Source organism: Endozoicomonas sp. (genome assembly GCF_031844845.1).
In the GTDB taxonomy this organism is placed as follows: domain Bacteria; phylum Pseudomonadota; class Gammaproteobacteria; order Pseudomonadales; family Endozoicomonadaceae; genus Endozoicomonas.
The window spans coordinates 1-16471 of record NZ_JAVRMB020000130.1; the positions used below are offsets into that span (position 1 = coordinate 1).

At 47.6% G+C, this 16471-nt stretch carries 13 protein-coding genes and 1 pseudogene; 9 read left to right on the plus strand and 5 right to left on the minus strand.

What is annotated here, in order from left to right; translation table 11 throughout:
• Window positions 1–334: 334 nt before the first annotated feature.
• Genes glmS through glmU form a run of 3 tightly spaced genes read right to left on the minus strand, consistent with a single transcriptional unit; the run spans window position 335 to window position 4226 of the window.
• Complete coding sequence (glmS, locus tag RM811_RS06530; protein ID WP_402522055.1) at window positions 335–2167, minus strand: glutamine--fructose-6-phosphate transaminase (isomerizing); 1833 nt, start codon at window positions 2165–2167, stop codon at window positions 335–337.
• Between the two features lie 4 nt (window positions 2168–2171).
• The gene (locus RM811_RS06535) at window positions 2172–2843 is read right to left on the minus strand and encodes a CatB-related O-acetyltransferase (RefSeq protein WP_402522058.1); all 672 of its coding nucleotides are present in this window, start codon (window positions 2841–2843) and stop codon (window positions 2172–2174) included.
• Window positions 2844–2849: 6 nt separating this feature from the next.
• Window positions 2850–4226, minus strand: coding sequence for a bifunctional UDP-N-acetylglucosamine diphosphorylase/glucosamine-1-phosphate N-acetyltransferase GlmU (gene glmU, locus RM811_RS06540; RefSeq protein WP_402522060.1), 1377 nt, complete (start codon window positions 4224–4226; stop codon window positions 2850–2852).
• A 429-nt stretch (window positions 4227–4655) separates the two neighbouring features.
• On the opposite strand from glmU, the gene RM811_RS06545 reads away from it, so the two are divergent.
• From RM811_RS06545 to RM811_RS06580, 8 genes are all read left to right on the plus strand, one after another.
• Window positions 4656–5930, plus strand: coding sequence for a hypothetical protein (locus tag RM811_RS06545; RefSeq protein ID WP_402522063.1), 1275 nt, complete (start codon window positions 4656–4658; stop codon window positions 5928–5930).
• A gap of 118 nt (window positions 5931–6048) precedes the next feature.
• Window positions 6049–6789: a TrmB family transcriptional regulator gene (locus tag RM811_RS06550; RefSeq protein WP_402522065.1), complete on the plus strand. Its 741-nt coding sequence runs from the start codon at window positions 6049–6051 to the stop codon at window positions 6787–6789.
• Window positions 6790–6950: 161 nt separating this feature from the next.
• Complete coding sequence (locus RM811_RS06555; protein WP_402522067.1) at window positions 6951–7856, plus strand: outer membrane protein OmpK; 906 nt, start codon at window positions 6951–6953, stop codon at window positions 7854–7856.
• Between the two features lie 203 nt (window positions 7857–8059).
• A complete protein-coding gene (locus tag RM811_RS06560) occupies window positions 8060–8776 on the plus strand; it encodes a proprotein convertase P-domain-containing protein (protein WP_402522069.1) in 717 nt (238 codons plus the stop codon).
• Window positions 8777–8912: 136 nt separating this feature from the next.
• A complete protein-coding gene (locus RM811_RS06565) occupies window positions 8913–9881 on the plus strand; it encodes a hypothetical protein (protein ID WP_402522071.1) in 969 nt (322 codons plus the stop codon).
• Window positions 9882–10056: 175 nt separating this feature from the next.
• Entirely contained in the window at window positions 10057–11391 is a 1335-nt protein-coding gene (locus RM811_RS06570; RefSeq protein WP_402522074.1) for an OprD family outer membrane porin, read from the plus strand.
• A gap of 392 nt (window positions 11392–11783) precedes the next feature.
• Window positions 11784–12392, plus strand: a complete 609-nt coding sequence (locus RM811_RS06575) for a DUF4377 domain-containing protein (RefSeq protein ID WP_402522076.1) — start codon at window positions 11784–11786, stop codon at window positions 12390–12392.
• Window positions 12393–12506: 114 nt separating this feature from the next.
• Window positions 12507–13394: a hypothetical protein gene (locus RM811_RS06580; protein WP_402522077.1), complete on the plus strand. Its 888-nt coding sequence runs from the start codon at window positions 12507–12509 to the stop codon at window positions 13392–13394.
• Window positions 13395–13457: 63 nt separating this feature from the next.
• Here RM811_RS06580 and deoD read toward each other — a convergent pair whose 3' ends face one another.
• Complete coding sequence (deoD, locus tag RM811_RS06585) at window positions 13458–14159, minus strand: purine-nucleoside phosphorylase (RefSeq protein ID WP_402522080.1); 702 nt, start codon at window positions 14157–14159, stop codon at window positions 13458–13460.
• 690 nt (window positions 14160–14849) lie between these two features.
• Between deoD and RM811_RS06590 the strand changes: the two genes are divergently transcribed.
• A complete protein-coding gene (locus RM811_RS06590) occupies window positions 14850–15710 on the plus strand; it encodes an SAM-dependent methyltransferase (RefSeq protein ID WP_402522082.1) in 861 nt (286 codons plus the stop codon).
• Between the two features lie 232 nt (window positions 15711–15942).
• Here the strand turns inward: RM811_RS06590 and RM811_RS06595 are convergent.
• Window positions 15943–16471: pseudogene (locus RM811_RS06595) on the minus strand (sodium:calcium antiporter); the annotation flags it as partial.

The following is a 16471-nucleotide window of genomic DNA, read 5'->3' on the forward strand; positions in this document are numbered from 1 at the left end:
AAAAAGGACACCCATAAATTCTTATGACTTTATGGGTGTCTTGAATTTGGAATTCTGTTTTTTTGCCATAACAAAAACCGCCTATTGTTATCCTCGTTACGATAGGCGGTTTTTGTATGAATCTTTATTACTCTCCGACAAGGTCTTGTCGATACCTGGCACATGGTTTCAATAAGTTTGACGGGTAAGCCTCCAAACCCCGTTCGTCCTGAGCCCGTCGAAGGACGTAAACTCCACGCCAGATAAAGACCGTGCCAATCACTCTTCGACTCCGCTCAGGGTGAACGGAGATTGTGAAGGTCAATCTCACTGAAATAATGTACCAGGAGGTGATTTACTCCACGGTCACCGACTTAGCCAGGTTACGGGGCTGGTCAACATCCGTTCCCTTGATAATGGCCACATAATAAGAGAGCAACTGCAGAGGAATGGTATAGAGAATCGGCGCAACAATTTCCGGTACTTCTTCCACGGGCAAGACATTAACCCCTTCACCACTTTTCAGTTTGGCTTGCTTGTCCGCAAAGACAAATAGCTGCCCGCCCCTGGCCCGCACTTCTTCCATATTGGATTTCAGTTTTTCCAGCAGGTCATTATTGGGTGCCACAATAATAACAGGCATATCGTTGTCGATTAATGCCAGTGGCCCGTGTTTCAGTTCACCGGCAGCATAGGCTTCCGCGTGGATATAGGAGATTTCCTTAAGCTTCAGCGCACCTTCCATGGCAATGGGGTACTGGCTGCCGCGTCCCAGGAACAGGCTGTGATGTTTATCCGCAAAGGCTTCCGCCATGGCTTCAATCTCATCACTCATCGCCAAGGTCTTTTTAAGGATATGGGGCAGATTACGCAGTGCTGAAACCACATGCGACTCTTGTTCAGGCGTCATACCCGTGTGACGGCCAATGGCTGTTACCAGCATCAGCAATGCCGCCAGCTGGGTGGTGAAGGCTTTGGTGGATGCCACACCAATCTCGGCACCGGCCCGGGTCATCAGCGCGATATCTGACTCACGAACCATGGATGAACCGGGAACATTACAGATACTCAACGAGGCCATATAGCCCAGCTCTTTCGCCAGCTTTAACGCAGCCAGGGTATCGGCGGTTTCGCCAGACTGGGAGATGGTGACAAACAGGCAATCGTCCGGCACAAAGAATTTCCGGTAACGGAATTCGGAGGCAATCTCAACCCGACAGGGAATACCCGCCAGCTCCTCAAACCAGTAACGGGCGACCATGGCCGCATGAAAACTGGTACCACAGGCGACGATTTGTACGGCCCGGGTTTTATTGAGCAGTTCCTGACCTTCTTTACCCAGAATATCCAGATTCAGCCGGTGCTCCCCAAGGCGACCTTTCAGGGTATTGGCAATGGCTTCCGGCTGTTCATGGATCTCTTTCAGCATGTAGTGGCGGTAAGGGCCTTTATCACCAGCATCATGGACAACGTCACTCTCTTTGGCATCCCGTTCAACCGGATGGCCGGAAGTATCCAGAATCTTAACCCCGGTACGGGTGACTTCTGCCACATCACCTTCTTCCAGAAACATAAAACGGCGGGTGACCGGGAATAGTGCCAGCTGGTCTGAGGCAATAAAATTCTCGCCAATACCGAGCCCAATCACCAGGGGGCTGCCGGAGCGGGCAACAATCAGGCGTTCATTGTCGTTACAGTCCATCACCACCATACCGTAAGCGCCTTCAAGCTGAACCACCGCTTTCTGGACAGCCACCAGCAGCGACTCGCTATTTTTCAACTCATGGCTGACCAGATGGGCGATGACCTCGGTATCTGTCTCGGAAGTAAAGACATAACCTTCACCCTGAAGAAAGGTTCGCAGGGCTTCGTGATTTTCAATAATGCCATTGTGAACAACCGCAATATGATCATCAGATACATGGGGGTGAGCATTACGCTCATTGGGCTCACCGTGGGTAGCCCAGCGCGTATGAGCAATGCCGGTACCACCGGATAATGGCTTTTGCTCGATGGCATCCGCCAGCTCTGAGACCTTGCCCGTACGCCGCTCTCTTTGCAGCTCGCCATTCTGATGAATAATGGCCATACCCGCAGAGTCATAACCCCGGTATTCCAGCCGACGCAGCCCTTCCAGCAGAATATCAGCTACATCCCTTTGCGCTACCGCACCTACAATGCCACACATAGCATTAATCCCTCTTATCTGATGATGGCGCTATATTCGCCACGTAAAATTGCTTAAGACCCGGAATATCCCCGCTGCACAAAATGGGCATGACCTCCTTAAGCTGATCGATTGACCAATTCCACCATTGAATAGACTGAAGAATATCGATGGATGGTTCATCAAAGCGCTTTTTCACCACCTGGTTGTTTCCCACAACCACGGTGTAAGGCTCGATGGCTTTGGTAATCACGGCACGGGCACCAATAACGGCACCATTACCGATCTGCACACCGGGCATAATCATCGCTTCCGTACCAATCCAGACATCGTGACCAATGACGGTATCGCCAGCACGCTGAAAACCATCCTGCACCCCATCGCCAAACTCGTCGGAGAATGGAAACGTGGAAATCCAGTCGATTCGATGCCCCTGATTTCCCGCCAGCATAAAGGTGGCCCCGGAAGCTATTGAGCAGAATTTGCCAATGATCAGTTTGTCGATATCCGGATAACGTCCGCTTTCCCAGACGTCTCTTGTGGGTGCATCGCCCAGTAAATAGCGAACCGCACAATCTTCAAAGGACTTACCGTGGTAGTAACCGGAGTAGTAGGAGTAATCACCCACCTCAATATTGGGATGGGTGTTGTGATCTTTGATGCGCTGGCCTTCCAGCCAGCTACTGAACACGTTCATTGGCACTCAGTCTTCTTTTACCGGACGCTGCCAGCCTTCTATATTGCGTTGTTTGCCACGGGCAAGGGCCAGCTGTTCGTCGGGGACATCGCCGGTAATGGTGGAACCGGCACCAACCGTTGCACCACAACCGATGGTCACCGGCGCCACCAGTGAACTGTTGCTGCCAATAAAGGCGCCATCACCAATCACTGTTTTGAATTTATTGACGCCATCGTAATTGCAGGTAATGGTGCCGGCACCCACATTCACCCCATCGCCCAGCTGTGAGTCACCGACATAACTGAGATGGTTGACCTTGCTGCCTTTACCGATGATGGTCTTTTTGATTTCAACGAAATTGCCAACCCGGGCATTTTCCTGAAGCTCAGTGCCTGGTCGCAAGCGGGCAAACGGGCCGACTTCACAACCAGCAGCCACCACGGCATTGTCCAGTATGGAGTGGGCCTTGATAATGGCACCTTCACCGATGATGGAATTACGAATGATACAGCCGGGTTCGATATGGACGTTATCCGCCAGCTCAACATCCCCTTCCAGCACCACGTTCACATCCAGGATGATATCGTGACCGGTCTTGATGTTACCCCGGATATCCAGCCGCTCCGGATCAATAATGGTGACGCCATTAATCATCAGGTTGGTGGCCAGCTGTTTCTGTCGGGCGCGATCCAGCTCCATCAGCTGGACACGGCTGTTAACACCTTCTACTTCTATGGGTATGCGCGGCTGGACATGAATAACCTGGGTGTCTTCTGCCACCGCCATTGAAACAATGTCAGTGAGATAGAATTCATGCTGAACGTTTTCACTCTTAAGGCCATTCACCCAGCTGCTCAGCTGACTGCCGGGGATTGCCATGATACCGGTATTCACTTCATTGATGGCCAGCTGTTCCGGGCTCGCATCCTTATCTTCGACAATGGCCTGAATGTTACCGAAACCATCGCGGATAATACGGCCGTAACCGGAAGGGTTGGCCAGGTTAATGGTTAACAGTCCCAGACGCTCACCATTACTGGCCGCCAGCAGCGACTGTAAAGATGAGGAATGAATCAGGGGAACATCGCCATAAAGCACCAGTACAACATCAGCACCCTTACAACCCGGCAGTGCCTGCTGCACCGCATGGCCGGTGCCCAGTTGTTCTTCCTGTACCACCCAGTGCAGGTCGTAATGGCCCAGCGCCGTTTTAACCTGCTCTGCCCCATGACCAATGACCACATGAATTTTACCCTCACCCACTTTTTTCTGGGTATGCTGGGCACTGAGGATGACATGCTCCAGCATAGGCTTACCGGCAATGCGGTGAAGCACCTTTGGCAGGTTGGATTTCATACGGCTGCCCTGCCCGGCAGCAAGAATAACGATGTCAGCTCTCATGGTAGCCTCTGATAAAAATCGCCTCTTTTGAAAAAGCAGGCTTTAGCTTCTAACTGTGTCGTCTGGTAATGAAAAAACAAAAGGAACATCAGGCCTCAGGCCTGATAATACGGAGCTTTCGTCAGGAAGAAATTACCAGGATAGAAAATCATATTTTTCGAAGGTGTCAGGAATACTCAACCATTTCATCTCTATAAATACTCTGCAACTGTTGTTTACGGATTACAGAAAACGGTAAAAACCGGAGTTTTCGTGGGTAGGTTATCGCCATAACATAAAAAAACAACCCTATTTGTCATTAATTTTTTGACAAAAATACCTGAGCTTTCGAACAACTGACCATGAAGCTTACTTTGGCTGAACCATTAAGCCTGATACTTTTTAACCGATTTATAGTTGATAGTCCCCATTCTCTGATTAGATAAAACAATGGCCATCAATCGTCCAGATAACCACACAACCGTTCAGCCACAGGCACCGAAAGCTGCCAGAACCGGTGATCACCATGAAGCCTGTTTATGGCAGCGGGGAATGAGAAGGGTCAACAGCCTGCCTCCAGGAAGAACAACCCCCATTATCAGACAGACTCCGGACCAGAGCCCGTCACGACAAAACCTCCGAAGATCACTTTCCAGCTTCCGGTTAACCCCGGTAAAATCCGGGATTCCTCAAGGGCTACAGCAAGGAAGGATCAATGGTTTTTCTCTGGCCCTGCAGCAGGGAGATCTTAAACAGCTCATCAGTATAATCAGCAAAACCTACCACTTGACGACGTTGCAGGTGATGGCAGAAAAGCTCACCGATGCAACGATACTCACGAACATAGAAGAACCACTACTGGCCCCAACATGGCATCAGTTACACAAAGCCATGGCTGAGGCACTGTTTTTCCAGCTTGGCGGATACACGGTTGACGGCCTGAATGAGGATTTCCTATCCAAAGCCCACAATGACCTGGGTGCATTGCCGGATGATATCTGTAATGGAACTCTGGAGTGCCTGAAAACGAAACAGATTATCGGGACGCTTGGTATTCATGTGAAGCGACCGGAAACGAAACAGTTTATCGAAACGCTTGCCGACAATGATTTTGACCAGGCTGAAGCGCTGATCAATAAATGCCATGGCAATAAAATATTGGAGTATATGGGCCAAAAAGCACTGCGGTTAAGCAAACATCCCTCTACGCAGGAAGCGGGCTTCACAGGAGCAGAAATAGTACAGAATCGCCTGAAAGAACTGAAAGCTGAAGACCTGTTCCGTCAATATGGAGGCCATGACCCGGAAGGCCCAGACCCTGATTTTATGGCTAAGGCCACTGCTGGTGAACTCTATAAATATCCACTGCACTTTATCAGGGCAGTGAAACAACGGCTGGAAACCAGACTGAACCCGGAACAGATCGCAGAAAAACTGCTTGCCCGGCAGGTTGGCACCGCTGCGGCTGATCAACTTTTCTCAGGGGATGACAACCCTGACAGTCCCGAAACAGACAGTCCCGGCAAAACCATTCTCGACAGACTGGATACCGAAAAGGTTCTGGACAGCTGCTCAATCGATCTCATTGATTATACTGAGGCATTCAGGGAAGAAGTACTGGCTATTCTCGACTTTATCCTGATGCCTGAAGATGCCCCGGATCGTCTGCCTCCAGCTCCACCGCTGCCAGATCTGCCACCCTCAACCAACCGAAAGAAAGGATAAGGATAGACCGGAAATTTATCAGGCCATCATGGCATCATTTCACCGAGAGCCACTCTGATTTATGCAGCAAAGGGTTTATGCTACAAAGATCATCACTGGCCAATAACAATCTCAATTTATGAATCTTGATATTCTGGAAAATCTGGGCCTTAACCAACGGGAAATCAGTACCTATCTGGCACTCCTTAAGCTTGGGTCGGCGTCTATCCGGGATATTGCAGCACAGACGGGTATCAACCGTGGAACTACCTATGAAACCCTGAAAGACCTGGCCGGCAAGGGTGTTGTCAGTTACTTCCCAAAGGGCAAGCGTCGTATTTTTTCCGCGGAACCACCCGAGAAGCTATTGGAACTGGCCGAAGAAAAGCGTCAGTCACTGGACGCCACTATCGAAGAGATGAAAATAAGGCTGATTCCACAGCTGAATCATTTGAAGCCGGATTTCAGTGCCGGTAATGTCCGCTTCTATGAAGGTGACAGCGGCATTGAGTTTGTTCTGAAAGATATTCTCAATACAGTGGCTGAGCAAAAAGACCGGGAATACAGTGTATTTTCATCCAAACTGATTCGACAGCACCTTTATCGCCCTTTCCCAAACTACACACAACAGCGTATCCGAAAAAACATTAAGGTCCGGGTGATTGCCATTGGTGAAGGTGGTGAAGATGCAGATCTGTCTGAACGTAAGTGGATTGATGCCAAAGGCCGAATTGATGCCAGTTATATTGCCATCTACCCGCCCAAAGTCGCCATGATTTCCCTTGGCTCCAGAAACTATCCGGTGGCCGTAGTGCTTGACTCACCGGAAATCGCTGCCGCTCAACAGATTATTTTTGAGACGCTCTGGAGTACCCTCTGACACTCCCGCCCTGATTTACAAGACGGTTTAAAAGGCTGCCCGATTCTCCCCTATACTTGACGCGTACCGGATCAGTGTTCGCGTCACGCGTTCCTGCATCCACTTCCTCTTGTTCTTCACTCACATTTTCAAATCTGTTGAGCCGGAAACGGAGCCTGATCGTGAAAAGTAATTGCCTGAAATCCTACTGGCTGCTCAGTGTCTGCCTGATCAGTTTCATCGCCTTTAACCCTTTTGCTTTTGCCACCGATGATAACGACGGCATTCCGCCGAGTAATGACTTTAAGTGGATGAACCTGAACCTGATGTATGCTCACAAAGAGCTGCCCCGTAGAGATGATGAGCCGAATGATGGCCATGATTATCTGGAGCTGGAGTTTGGTGGACGCTCCGGAATTCTTGATCTTTATGGCTATGTGGATGTGTTTAATCTGACCAATAGTGACAACAGCGACAAGAAAGACAAACCAAAAATGTTTATGAAGTTTGCTCCCCGACTATCCCTTGCAGGGCTATTCAATAACCTGCCTTGGGGGCCGGTCACTGATATCTATTTTTCGACGTTGTTTAACTGGGGTGGGGGTGGTGCCAGCAACTGTAATGAAACCATCTGTATAGAGTCTGAAGATGCCAACAGCTCTTTCTGGGGAATTGGCTCCGATATCCAGATGCCCTGGTTTGGAAAAATGGGTCTCAACCTCTATGGTTTTTATGACCTGAATAGAAAACAGTGGAATGGCTATCAGGTTTCCACTAGCTGGTTTACGCCTTTCTACACACTTCAAAATGGCTCTTTCATTGCTTACCAGGGATACATTGATTACCAGTTTGGTGGTAAACGGAACAAGTCTCTCTATCCCAATAGCGAAAATCCGGATAAAGATCATTCAACCAGCGGTGGCGCTATGTTCAACGGCGTTTACTGGCACTACGACAAGTTTGCCCTTGGCTATGGCCTGAAGCTGTATTCGGATATTTACCTGATAAAAGACGGCGGCAATGCCTTTGGTGACAAAACCAACTCCAGCGGTGCCAGCCATTACTTTGCCATCACCTATAAGTTCTAAACTCAGGCCTCGTTCCTAAACAGGAGCGTGATTAGACAATCGGTCGCCAGAACTGTACTTCCGGTCAGCCATTTGCCCGGCAATGTCGTTGAGAAATGAAACTTGTTGTGAAAGTGGCTGTCTGATTACAGGAACAAGGCTGATCATGGTTACTTCTGTTTGCCATTATTATTTTTAAGCCTGTCTTTCAAAGGGCCGAAATCATGAGTGTAAACTACAGCGCCTTACGCGACCAAGCCACGGCAACTCCACCGCACCGAGAGTCTGAACATAAGGGGAGAAACCCGCCAGAGGTAACCTGTTTTTCTTGCTTTAAAGTGCGGTGCTGCGATTTTTTGGAAACACCCGCGGGAAAGGCTATTCTGGCTGCAGTAATTATATTAGGTGTATGTGCGATTAGCATGATTGTGGTATTTATACCTGTGATGAACAGGAATGCCTCTGCCATAAAGGCCAGTCCAACCCAAGGCCTTACCATGGTTCCACCTGATAACATAACGACCAGCAGTCCAACGACTAACTACACGACGAAAGCATCAGGCCTGACAACAGCACAGCCAGTACTTTCATACGAAAATAAGCAAAGCTACGCGATTCCTGATCAAGGCTCGGCTACCAGTGTTATCAATGTAACCCGAACTGGAGATTCGGGTTACGTGGAGATTACTGTCGATATCAAGCATGAATCCGATGTAGATTTACAAATCACGCTTTATAGCCCTTCTGAACAAGCTATCGTTTTGCGCAATGATGACCCTGATGGTTTTGCAAGGGCGCATATCCATGAAACCTATAGAATTGATATGACCGGTAGTGAATCTAAAGGTGAGTGGAAACTGAAAGTGGAAGACAAGTTTAAAGAGGATCACGGTACGCTAAAATCCTGGGCATTGAATTTTCAGCCACCAGACTCAGAATAATCATGGGTTCCTGACCTCGTTCTCCAGGAAGCTGTAGCGCACTTACAAAATGCTTTCAGGATCATTAACCATCAAAGACACTCGCACCTGAGGACAGATGTTATATTGTTGAAAACTTTTCCCGGAAGTTTCCCTTATGCACTCCAGTCCAGTGTGCTCATCAGGCAGACAATATAGATTCTGGCCCAGACGGCTCATCAAAACCTCCCTGACATCGTTACTGATTGCTCTTGCCTACTTCTGGATAACTCATGACAGCCAACAGCCAAGTTATATTCCTGATAGAACTTACAAGCTCACCATTTTAAACACCAGTGAACTTAATCATGAATATGCCAGTGAAAATACAGAAATCCATGCCCAATTAACCCAACGACAGGAACTGATTAATAAAATCCGAAATGAAGTAGAAGCGGATGGAGGTAAACTATTGCTACTTTCCGGGGGTGAACTCAGTAGCGACGATGATATTCTCAACCTCAGACAACTGAACCAACTGGGTTATAATGCCATGGCCGTCAGCCCATTATTATTTGATGAGCCCATGAATACTATCCGTACGCAGGAAGCCGCTGCAGATTTTCCATTTTTATCTGCCAACCTTTATGAATCTGAAACCGGAAGGCCAGTTTTTGATGCCTATGCACTGTTTGACTTCGATGGTCTGCGCGTTGCGGTAATGGGACTTACCGGACAAGGAGTTCTTAATGAAGATATTTCAGCTGACGTTGCAGAGCACCGGCGTGGTATAGAAATAATAGACCCGGTGTTAGCCGCTTCAGAACTTGTACCCTATCTCAGAAGACAAGCTGATATTGTTATTGTTGCTACTCACGCAATCAATTATCCGAAATTATCAACGACTGGCAATCAATCAATTTACCTCATTTCCAAAATGGACGGCATTGACCTTCTGGTTGGTAATAGTGTATTGCCATCTGATGATGTGTACCGAATTTCTGAGGATAAAGCTTCTTTAAACTTATCATCATCAAGCTCATCTATTCGCCGGATTGACCTTGAGTTTCGTAATGGAGAATTAAAAAAAACAAACTCTGTACAAATCAACCTCGCCAGAAAAATTGATTCTGAATATAGCTACTGAAACTCAATTCTAAATCAGTCATTAACATTTCCAAGACGCTGGTATCAGATTTCAGCTATCCTTCATTTGATTTTCAATTCTTCTTTTATTCTACCGGCTAATTCCTATCAGCTTTTTCTACAGCATCTATACTTGCTTCACTCAAATACTATCATTGTTTTAGCAGGTACTTACCTTGTCCAGTTTCAAACCTTCTTTACTATCATGCGCTGTTGCATTTCTCAGTCTGCCTGTTATGGCCAATGACAGTTATGACTCATTTATCAATGATGCCAAAGTTGATGGCAAAGTTCAGACCGTATTTTTCAATGATGAGAATACCAGCGACAATCCGAACAAAACATCAGGGGCATGGACAGGAGCTGTCTGGCTGAATGCACAAACCGGTTATCTTGCTGATTTTGTCAGTGTTGGAGGCTCTGCCTATCGTGTTGCCAAGCTGGATATGAAGGATGGCAATATTAAAGACTTTCCGGATGAAAATGCATCCAGCGATTTGCTTAATGATAGTCATGAAGGCTTTGGCAAACTGGGTCAGATATGGGTTGATTTCAAGTTGCCAGAAAGCTATGAAGGCCTGTCTGCCGATGTCAAAATTGGCCGACAGCTGGTCGAAACCGGACTGGTGACGGTGTCCGATTCTCGTTCAGTGCCCAGCGCCTGGCAGGGTGTTGATGCCACCGTTGAAATGGATGGCTTTACAGGAAAGATTGCCTGGTTGAATGAAGTTTCCAAAAGAAGTCAGTCAGGATTTCATGATATTGAAAACAGCCAGCACCAGAAAATCGACTGGGTGATGGGTATGGAGCTTGGCTATACCTTTGAATTGGAAAATCAGCGCAGCCTTGAACTTCAATATCGAAATGGCCTTGCAGACAACTATGTGAATGCCCATAACGGTAATGTCTGCTTCACGATGCCACTTTATAATAATTCAGAGCTGACACTGGGTGGTATGTACTTCTATGCCAAGCAGGATGGGGATCTCTGGAACCTGAAAGGTTCTGCTTTCGAGAACAAGGCCGAAGCCGGCAACCTCAACGCCACTGTCAACAACGGCCCATGGACCATCAACGCTGCCTTCACCTACACCAAGGCTGATACCAAAAATCCGGGCACCATCGGCTACTACGACTATGATTTCGGCAGCAACACCAATGGTGTCTGGGATGTACCCACGGCAGCCAATGTTTCCGACTTCAATTTCCACAAGGAAAAAGCCTGGCTGATCGGCGCTGAATACGACTTCAGTGATATCGGGCTGGAAGGATTAATCCTCGGCTATAACTTTTTCTACGGTTCCGGCATGAAAGACAAAAACGGATCTGATGTGGCCGAATCCGAACACGATATCAATATCAAATACAACTTTGGCCAGTGGGGAATGGACGGGCTGCAGTTTAAACTTGAGTATGGCTATTACCAAAATGATACGGGCTTCCGTGAAGCAACCAAGCAGGATGAAGCAGAAAACCTGCGCGCCTGGTTGAGTTACAGCTTCACTATCTGATTAAATGTAATTTCGCTCATTCAATTTTTTACCATTTGCAGCTCTTTTGAGCTGCTTTTTTTATTTCTACCGATACAGCACCGTAGGTCGATTCCCCGTTCAGGGGGCCGACAAGTGCCACCGCAACGGCAGACATTAATTGATGCATGGCGGATGGGTCACGAGTCGGCTTTTATGCCCTGGGGGTACGCAGAGCCAATCGACCTACGCTGCCAGCCCTTAATAGTCTTGCGAGATTTTTTTGGAACTCGGCAGCCGATGGAAATAGAGGGCAGTTGCTGTCTATCGGAAGAACAGACACTATAATTAGCCAGAATTATCCTGGCTCAGCCTGAATCAGGACTTTCCCTCTGGATTTTTCAATGAAAATTTCGCAACTCGGGGTTGTAATAATGTCTGCTCTACTAACCGCCTGTAGCAGTCTACCCGAAGGACGATGGCAGGAAACCAGCCTGGCCAAACCATCACCCATCACTCTGGATATCAAAAAAGATCGAATCTCCGCCAGTGCCGGGTGCAATCGGCTGATGGGTTCAGTAAAAATGTCAGGTGACCAGCTGGTTGTGGAACAGCTGGCCAGTACATTAATGATGTGCCATGGCGAAGCCGCTCAAAAGGAAGAGATGTTAAAACAACTCTTGAGTGATAAGCCCAGAGTTCAAATGTCCGATGATCAACTGATACTCAGCACCAATACAACAAGCTATGTTTTCAAAAAACAGCCTAATATGGAAGATGGGGTAACCCACTTTATTTACATTGCACCTGAGACAACGCATTGCACGGGTGTGGGTCCGATGGAATGTATGCAGATCCGTGAATCTGAAGATGATCCCTGGACTCTCTTTTATGGGGATATCGAAGGTTTTGATTTCCAACCCGGCGTAGCCTACCGCTTAAGAGTCAAAGAGTTTGATGTGCCTAACCCACCAGCGGATGCCTCCAGCAAAAAATGGATACTGGATCAGATTGTGGAGCAGGAATGGGTTGGCTCTCAGTAAGATCAATCCATAACTATAAGTACCCAACCACATGAAATCATATGGCAGGGTACTTAGCCTTCTGCTATAAAACGCCCCTGACTTAATTTAATCAGGCCATAAAGGAAGCGGTTGATGATTTCAGCAGGCAGAATCGGAATAAACTACAGACTTATGGATCAGATACTTAAGTACCCAGGTAAAGTGGTATTTCAGGGAAGAAGATGTAACAGTTTAAAATCTGACAGCTTTTCCAATCACGGCAAAAAAATGCTGGCCAACGCAAAAAATGAAGGGGTGGGTTTTACTTATTATTTAAATAATTATAAAAGCATTCAGGCTATTACAGTAAAACAAAGATCCATTAAAGAAATTCCGAATCGCAATTCCATGCTTCTGAAATTCAAACAGTTCATGGGGGTAGGGGACATTGACGAGGATCTTAAAAAATATGATGTGATAACAATATATGTTCAAAAGTCTGGACTTATTGTCTCTCTCATGCAATACGATAATAAGATGTTTTCTTTTCATTCACTGGTGATACGCCACGGAAGTACTCCGGAAGCAGTCGAAAGGCTACGACAAGCAAAAAATAGTTCAGAAATGAATTCCTTTCTGGAAACATCATATAAAAATCACAGTCTGGTTAAGTTACCCATGTATGGTAACAGTGATTCAATTGTGGACAATGACAGAGAACACATCCCCGGGCTACATAAAACAGAAAATCCACTATCCCTTCACTTCCATATCAAAGCCGACAGGAGTGAAGTTAACTCTTTAGTAAAAAAAATTATTCAAGATAATGAACCCAGGCATCATCATCATTGCCAGCAGTTTAAATATTCAAAAGACTTTTTTCTACCCTCACCCCTCATTAAGGGGTTTATCTTTAGTGACGGAAGCTACTCACAAAATGAGGTGTCAACCAATCTTAACATTAGCAAAGCACCTCCCGTGGCTGACCTCATAAAGATAAGTGATGATTTTTATGATGCGAAAGCAGATAGTGATTTATAAAGCAGAAAGCCCACACCAATAAATGAGCAAGCTTCTGCCTTGATATAATTACACTTGATATAATTACAACAGGGAGTTCAGAGCAACTTCTACCATCTCATTAAACGTCGACTGACGATCATCCGAAGGCAGGGCTTCCCCGGTACGGATATGATCACTTACCGTACAGATAGCCAGACCCCGGGCACCAAATTCAGCGCAAACACCGTAAAGACCGGCGGCCTCCATCTCAACACCCAGTACACCGTACTTCTCCATCGTGTCGAACATGGATGGATCCGGATTATAGAACAGATCCGCAGAGAACAGATTACCAACTTTAACGGGCAGCTTCATGGCTCGGGCAGAGTTTACTGCATTTTCCAGAAGCCCATAGTCCGCAATCGCAGCAAAGTCGTGATCCCTGAAACGCATGCGGTTAACTTTGGAATCAGTACAGGCTCCCAGACCAATCACAATGTTACGCAGCTGAACGTCTTTTGAAATGGCACCGCAGGAACCAACACGAATCAGGCTCTTAACACCGTATTCTGTGATCAGCTCCCTGTAATAAATTGAAGCAGAGGGAATACCCATACCAGAGCCCATCACAGAGACTTTGACGCCCTGATAGGTACCGGTAAAGCCCAGCATGTTACGAACATCTGTCACCTGTTCGGCACCTTCCAGAAACGTTTCTGCAATGTGCTTTGCCCTCAGTGGGTCACCTGGCATCAAACAGACTTCAGCAAAGGCCCCGGGTCTGGCATTAATATGAGGTGTCACAGTTATATCCTCGTTCTCTATCACACTACGATCAGAACAGATAAGAGGCGCTAAACAGTCTGTAGCTCCTCTATCCGGTAAGGGAAGTGGCATTGTAGAAAGTACCAGCCCTCCGTCATTCCCGCTATACACCGTCATTCCCGCGAAGGCGGGGATCCACTGTGCGTGGTAGATTCCCTCCTTCGAGGGTGTCGCAAAAGGGCAAATTAACACCTAACCGTCATCCCCGCTACTACACCGTCATCCCCGCTACTACACCGTCATCCCCGCTACTACACCGTCATCCCCGCGAAGGCGGGGATCCACTGCTCGAGATAGACTCCCACTCTCGAGATGGATTCCCGCCTTCGAGGCTGTCGCAAAACCCTCCTTCGCGGGAAAGACGGTAGTGGTATAAATTGGCATTTAAAAACTTTTGCTACAGCCTCCTGCGCGGGAAAGACGACAGTGGTATAAGTCGGTATTTAAGACCTTTGGCGACAACCTCGAAGGCGGGAATAACGATGGTAAATTCTTAAAAGTAGTCCCCCCCGGGGAACACTTTTAATTGCACCCACTAACACCTGGCTCTGGCAAAAAATGGTTGATCTATCTATTATCCCTACCCAATTAAAAAGCATGGAAATAATGAAAAGATAACTTATGCCAATTCTGTCATTTCTCCTCGGCGCCCTTCTAGTCTGGTTATTTATGTCTGGCCTTATGGCACAAGGACTGGCGCTGATCATCAGAATCTGGTGGCCATCCTCCAGTCGGGAACGTGAACTGAAAACTGACCAGTGGTTGCTGAATAACCCGATACAGCCTTCCTCTGCCTGGCGTCTGCTGGGTTATTGGAAAGAGACCTCTCAATATCATCAGGCCTGTTCAGATATGGCAGGCCTGCTGGCCGACAAAGCGTGCCTTTCCAGTCAGGATCAGGTTCTTGATGTTGGCTTCACCAGTCATGATCAGCTACTGGTCTGGCTTGATTATTATCAGGTCCGGCACCTGACAGCCATCGCCAGTGATGAGCAGCAGATGGTACGAGCTCTCGAGCATTGTAAGCACTTCAATAGTCTGAAACTCATTCGGGGGGGAGAAAAGGCTTTGCAAGAGCAGCCTGAAGATAGCTGCGACAAAATAGTAGCCCTGGACTGCGTCTACCACTTTGACTCCCGAACCCACTTCCTCAGCTCTGCCAGAAACGCTTTGAAACCCGGGGGAGCACTGGCATTTACTGACATCGCTCTTACCCGTCCATTCCAGGACCGCCGGGAGCAACGCCTAATAAACAAACTTGGTCGCATTTCTGGTCTGTTAGTAGAAGATATGCTCATTAAAGAGACTTACAAACGTCTCCTCCGGCAACATCAGTTCGAGCAGGTTGAGATCCTGGATATGACTGACGATGTTCTGTCCGGTTTCTGCTTCTGGTTTGGCGAGCACTATCAGCACCTGTCTGCCTTTACCCGCTCAAAAATGTGGATAAGGCTACGTCTTCAGGTCTGGTTTATTCGCTGGATGCTCCATCGAAAGCAGCTCAGGTATCTTATGATTATTGCCCGCTGACAGCCCTGAGCAAAAAAAGCCCGAATCATCCGTGAAAAAGTTTATCCACAGAAGCTGTGGATAAACTTGTGACAACATTCGGGATAGTTCATAAAGGCCTGCCAAATCTGGTGACTCAAAGCATCTGTTTAAAAAACAACCAGCGCTCAACATCGGCCGTTACCTGAAATGCCTGTGAACATTCTCCTCGCTTACTCGCCTGCTCCACACATTAAATGCAAAGATAAGAAGGTCACGAAACATTCATTATCAACCAGACCAGATAGGCCGCATAGGTGAACAGAAGAATAAGGCACTTATACCCTGAAACCTTCCATACACTGACCGACAGATTGCCATGCCGCTTTTCAGCATCAAAGGAAGCCTTGCTGGAATACACGACAATGGCAAGCAACGCCGCCATCACTACCATCGTCAGAATATCAACCCGTAACGCTTCTGCGTCCACGGTAATATCCTGACCAATGACGCCCGACACACCCAGTACGCCCAGGATATTAAAAATATTAGAACCGATAACGGTAGCCGCCGTCATATCGTGAAGTCCCTTTCTGGCACTGACCACCACGGCCGCCAACTCTGGAAGACTGGTACCAAAAGCAACCAGGGTTAAACCAATAAGCAGCTCATTCACACCCATCGCCAGAGCCACCCCCCGGGCTCCCCAGACCAGCAGCTGGGAACCCAACACCAGGATCACCAGCATAACCAGACACTCGACGGAAGCCCTGAGCGTACTGATGGGTAAAACCGGTATATCC

Excerpts from the sequence above, each read along its gene's own strand:
- RM811_RS06575 (WP_402522076.1), top strand. The coding sequence starts at position 11,784 with ATGTCTGCTCTACTAACCGCCTGTAGCAGTCTACCCGAAGGACGATGG.
- RM811_RS06560 (WP_402522069.1), top strand. The coding sequence starts at position 8,060 with ATGAGTGTAAACTACAGCGCCTTACGCGACCAAGCCACGGCAACTCCA.
- RM811_RS06580 (WP_402522077.1), top strand. The coding sequence starts at position 12,507 with ATGATTTCAGCAGGCAGAATCGGAATAAACTACAGACTTATGGATCAG.
- RM811_RS06535 (WP_402522058.1), bottom strand. The coding sequence starts at position 2,843 with ATGAACGTGTTCAGTAGCTGGCTGGAAGGCCAGCGCATCAAAGATCAC.
- glmS (WP_402522055.1), bottom strand. The coding sequence starts at position 2,167 with ATGTGTGGCATTGTAGGTGCGGTAGCGCAAAGGGATGTAGCTGATATT.
- RM811_RS06550 (WP_402522065.1), top strand. The coding sequence starts at position 6,049 with ATGAATCTTGATATTCTGGAAAATCTGGGCCTTAACCAACGGGAAATC.
- RM811_RS06565 (WP_402522071.1), top strand. The coding sequence starts at position 8,913 with ATGCACTCCAGTCCAGTGTGCTCATCAGGCAGACAATATAGATTCTGG.
- glmU (WP_402522060.1), bottom strand. The coding sequence starts at position 4,226 with ATGAGAGCTGACATCGTTATTCTTGCTGCCGGGCAGGGCAGCCGTATG.
- RM811_RS06545 (WP_402522063.1), top strand. The coding sequence starts at position 4,656 with ATGGCCATCAATCGTCCAGATAACCACACAACCGTTCAGCCACAGGCA.
- RM811_RS06590 (WP_402522082.1), top strand. The coding sequence starts at position 14,850 with ATGTCTGGCCTTATGGCACAAGGACTGGCGCTGATCATCAGAATCTGG.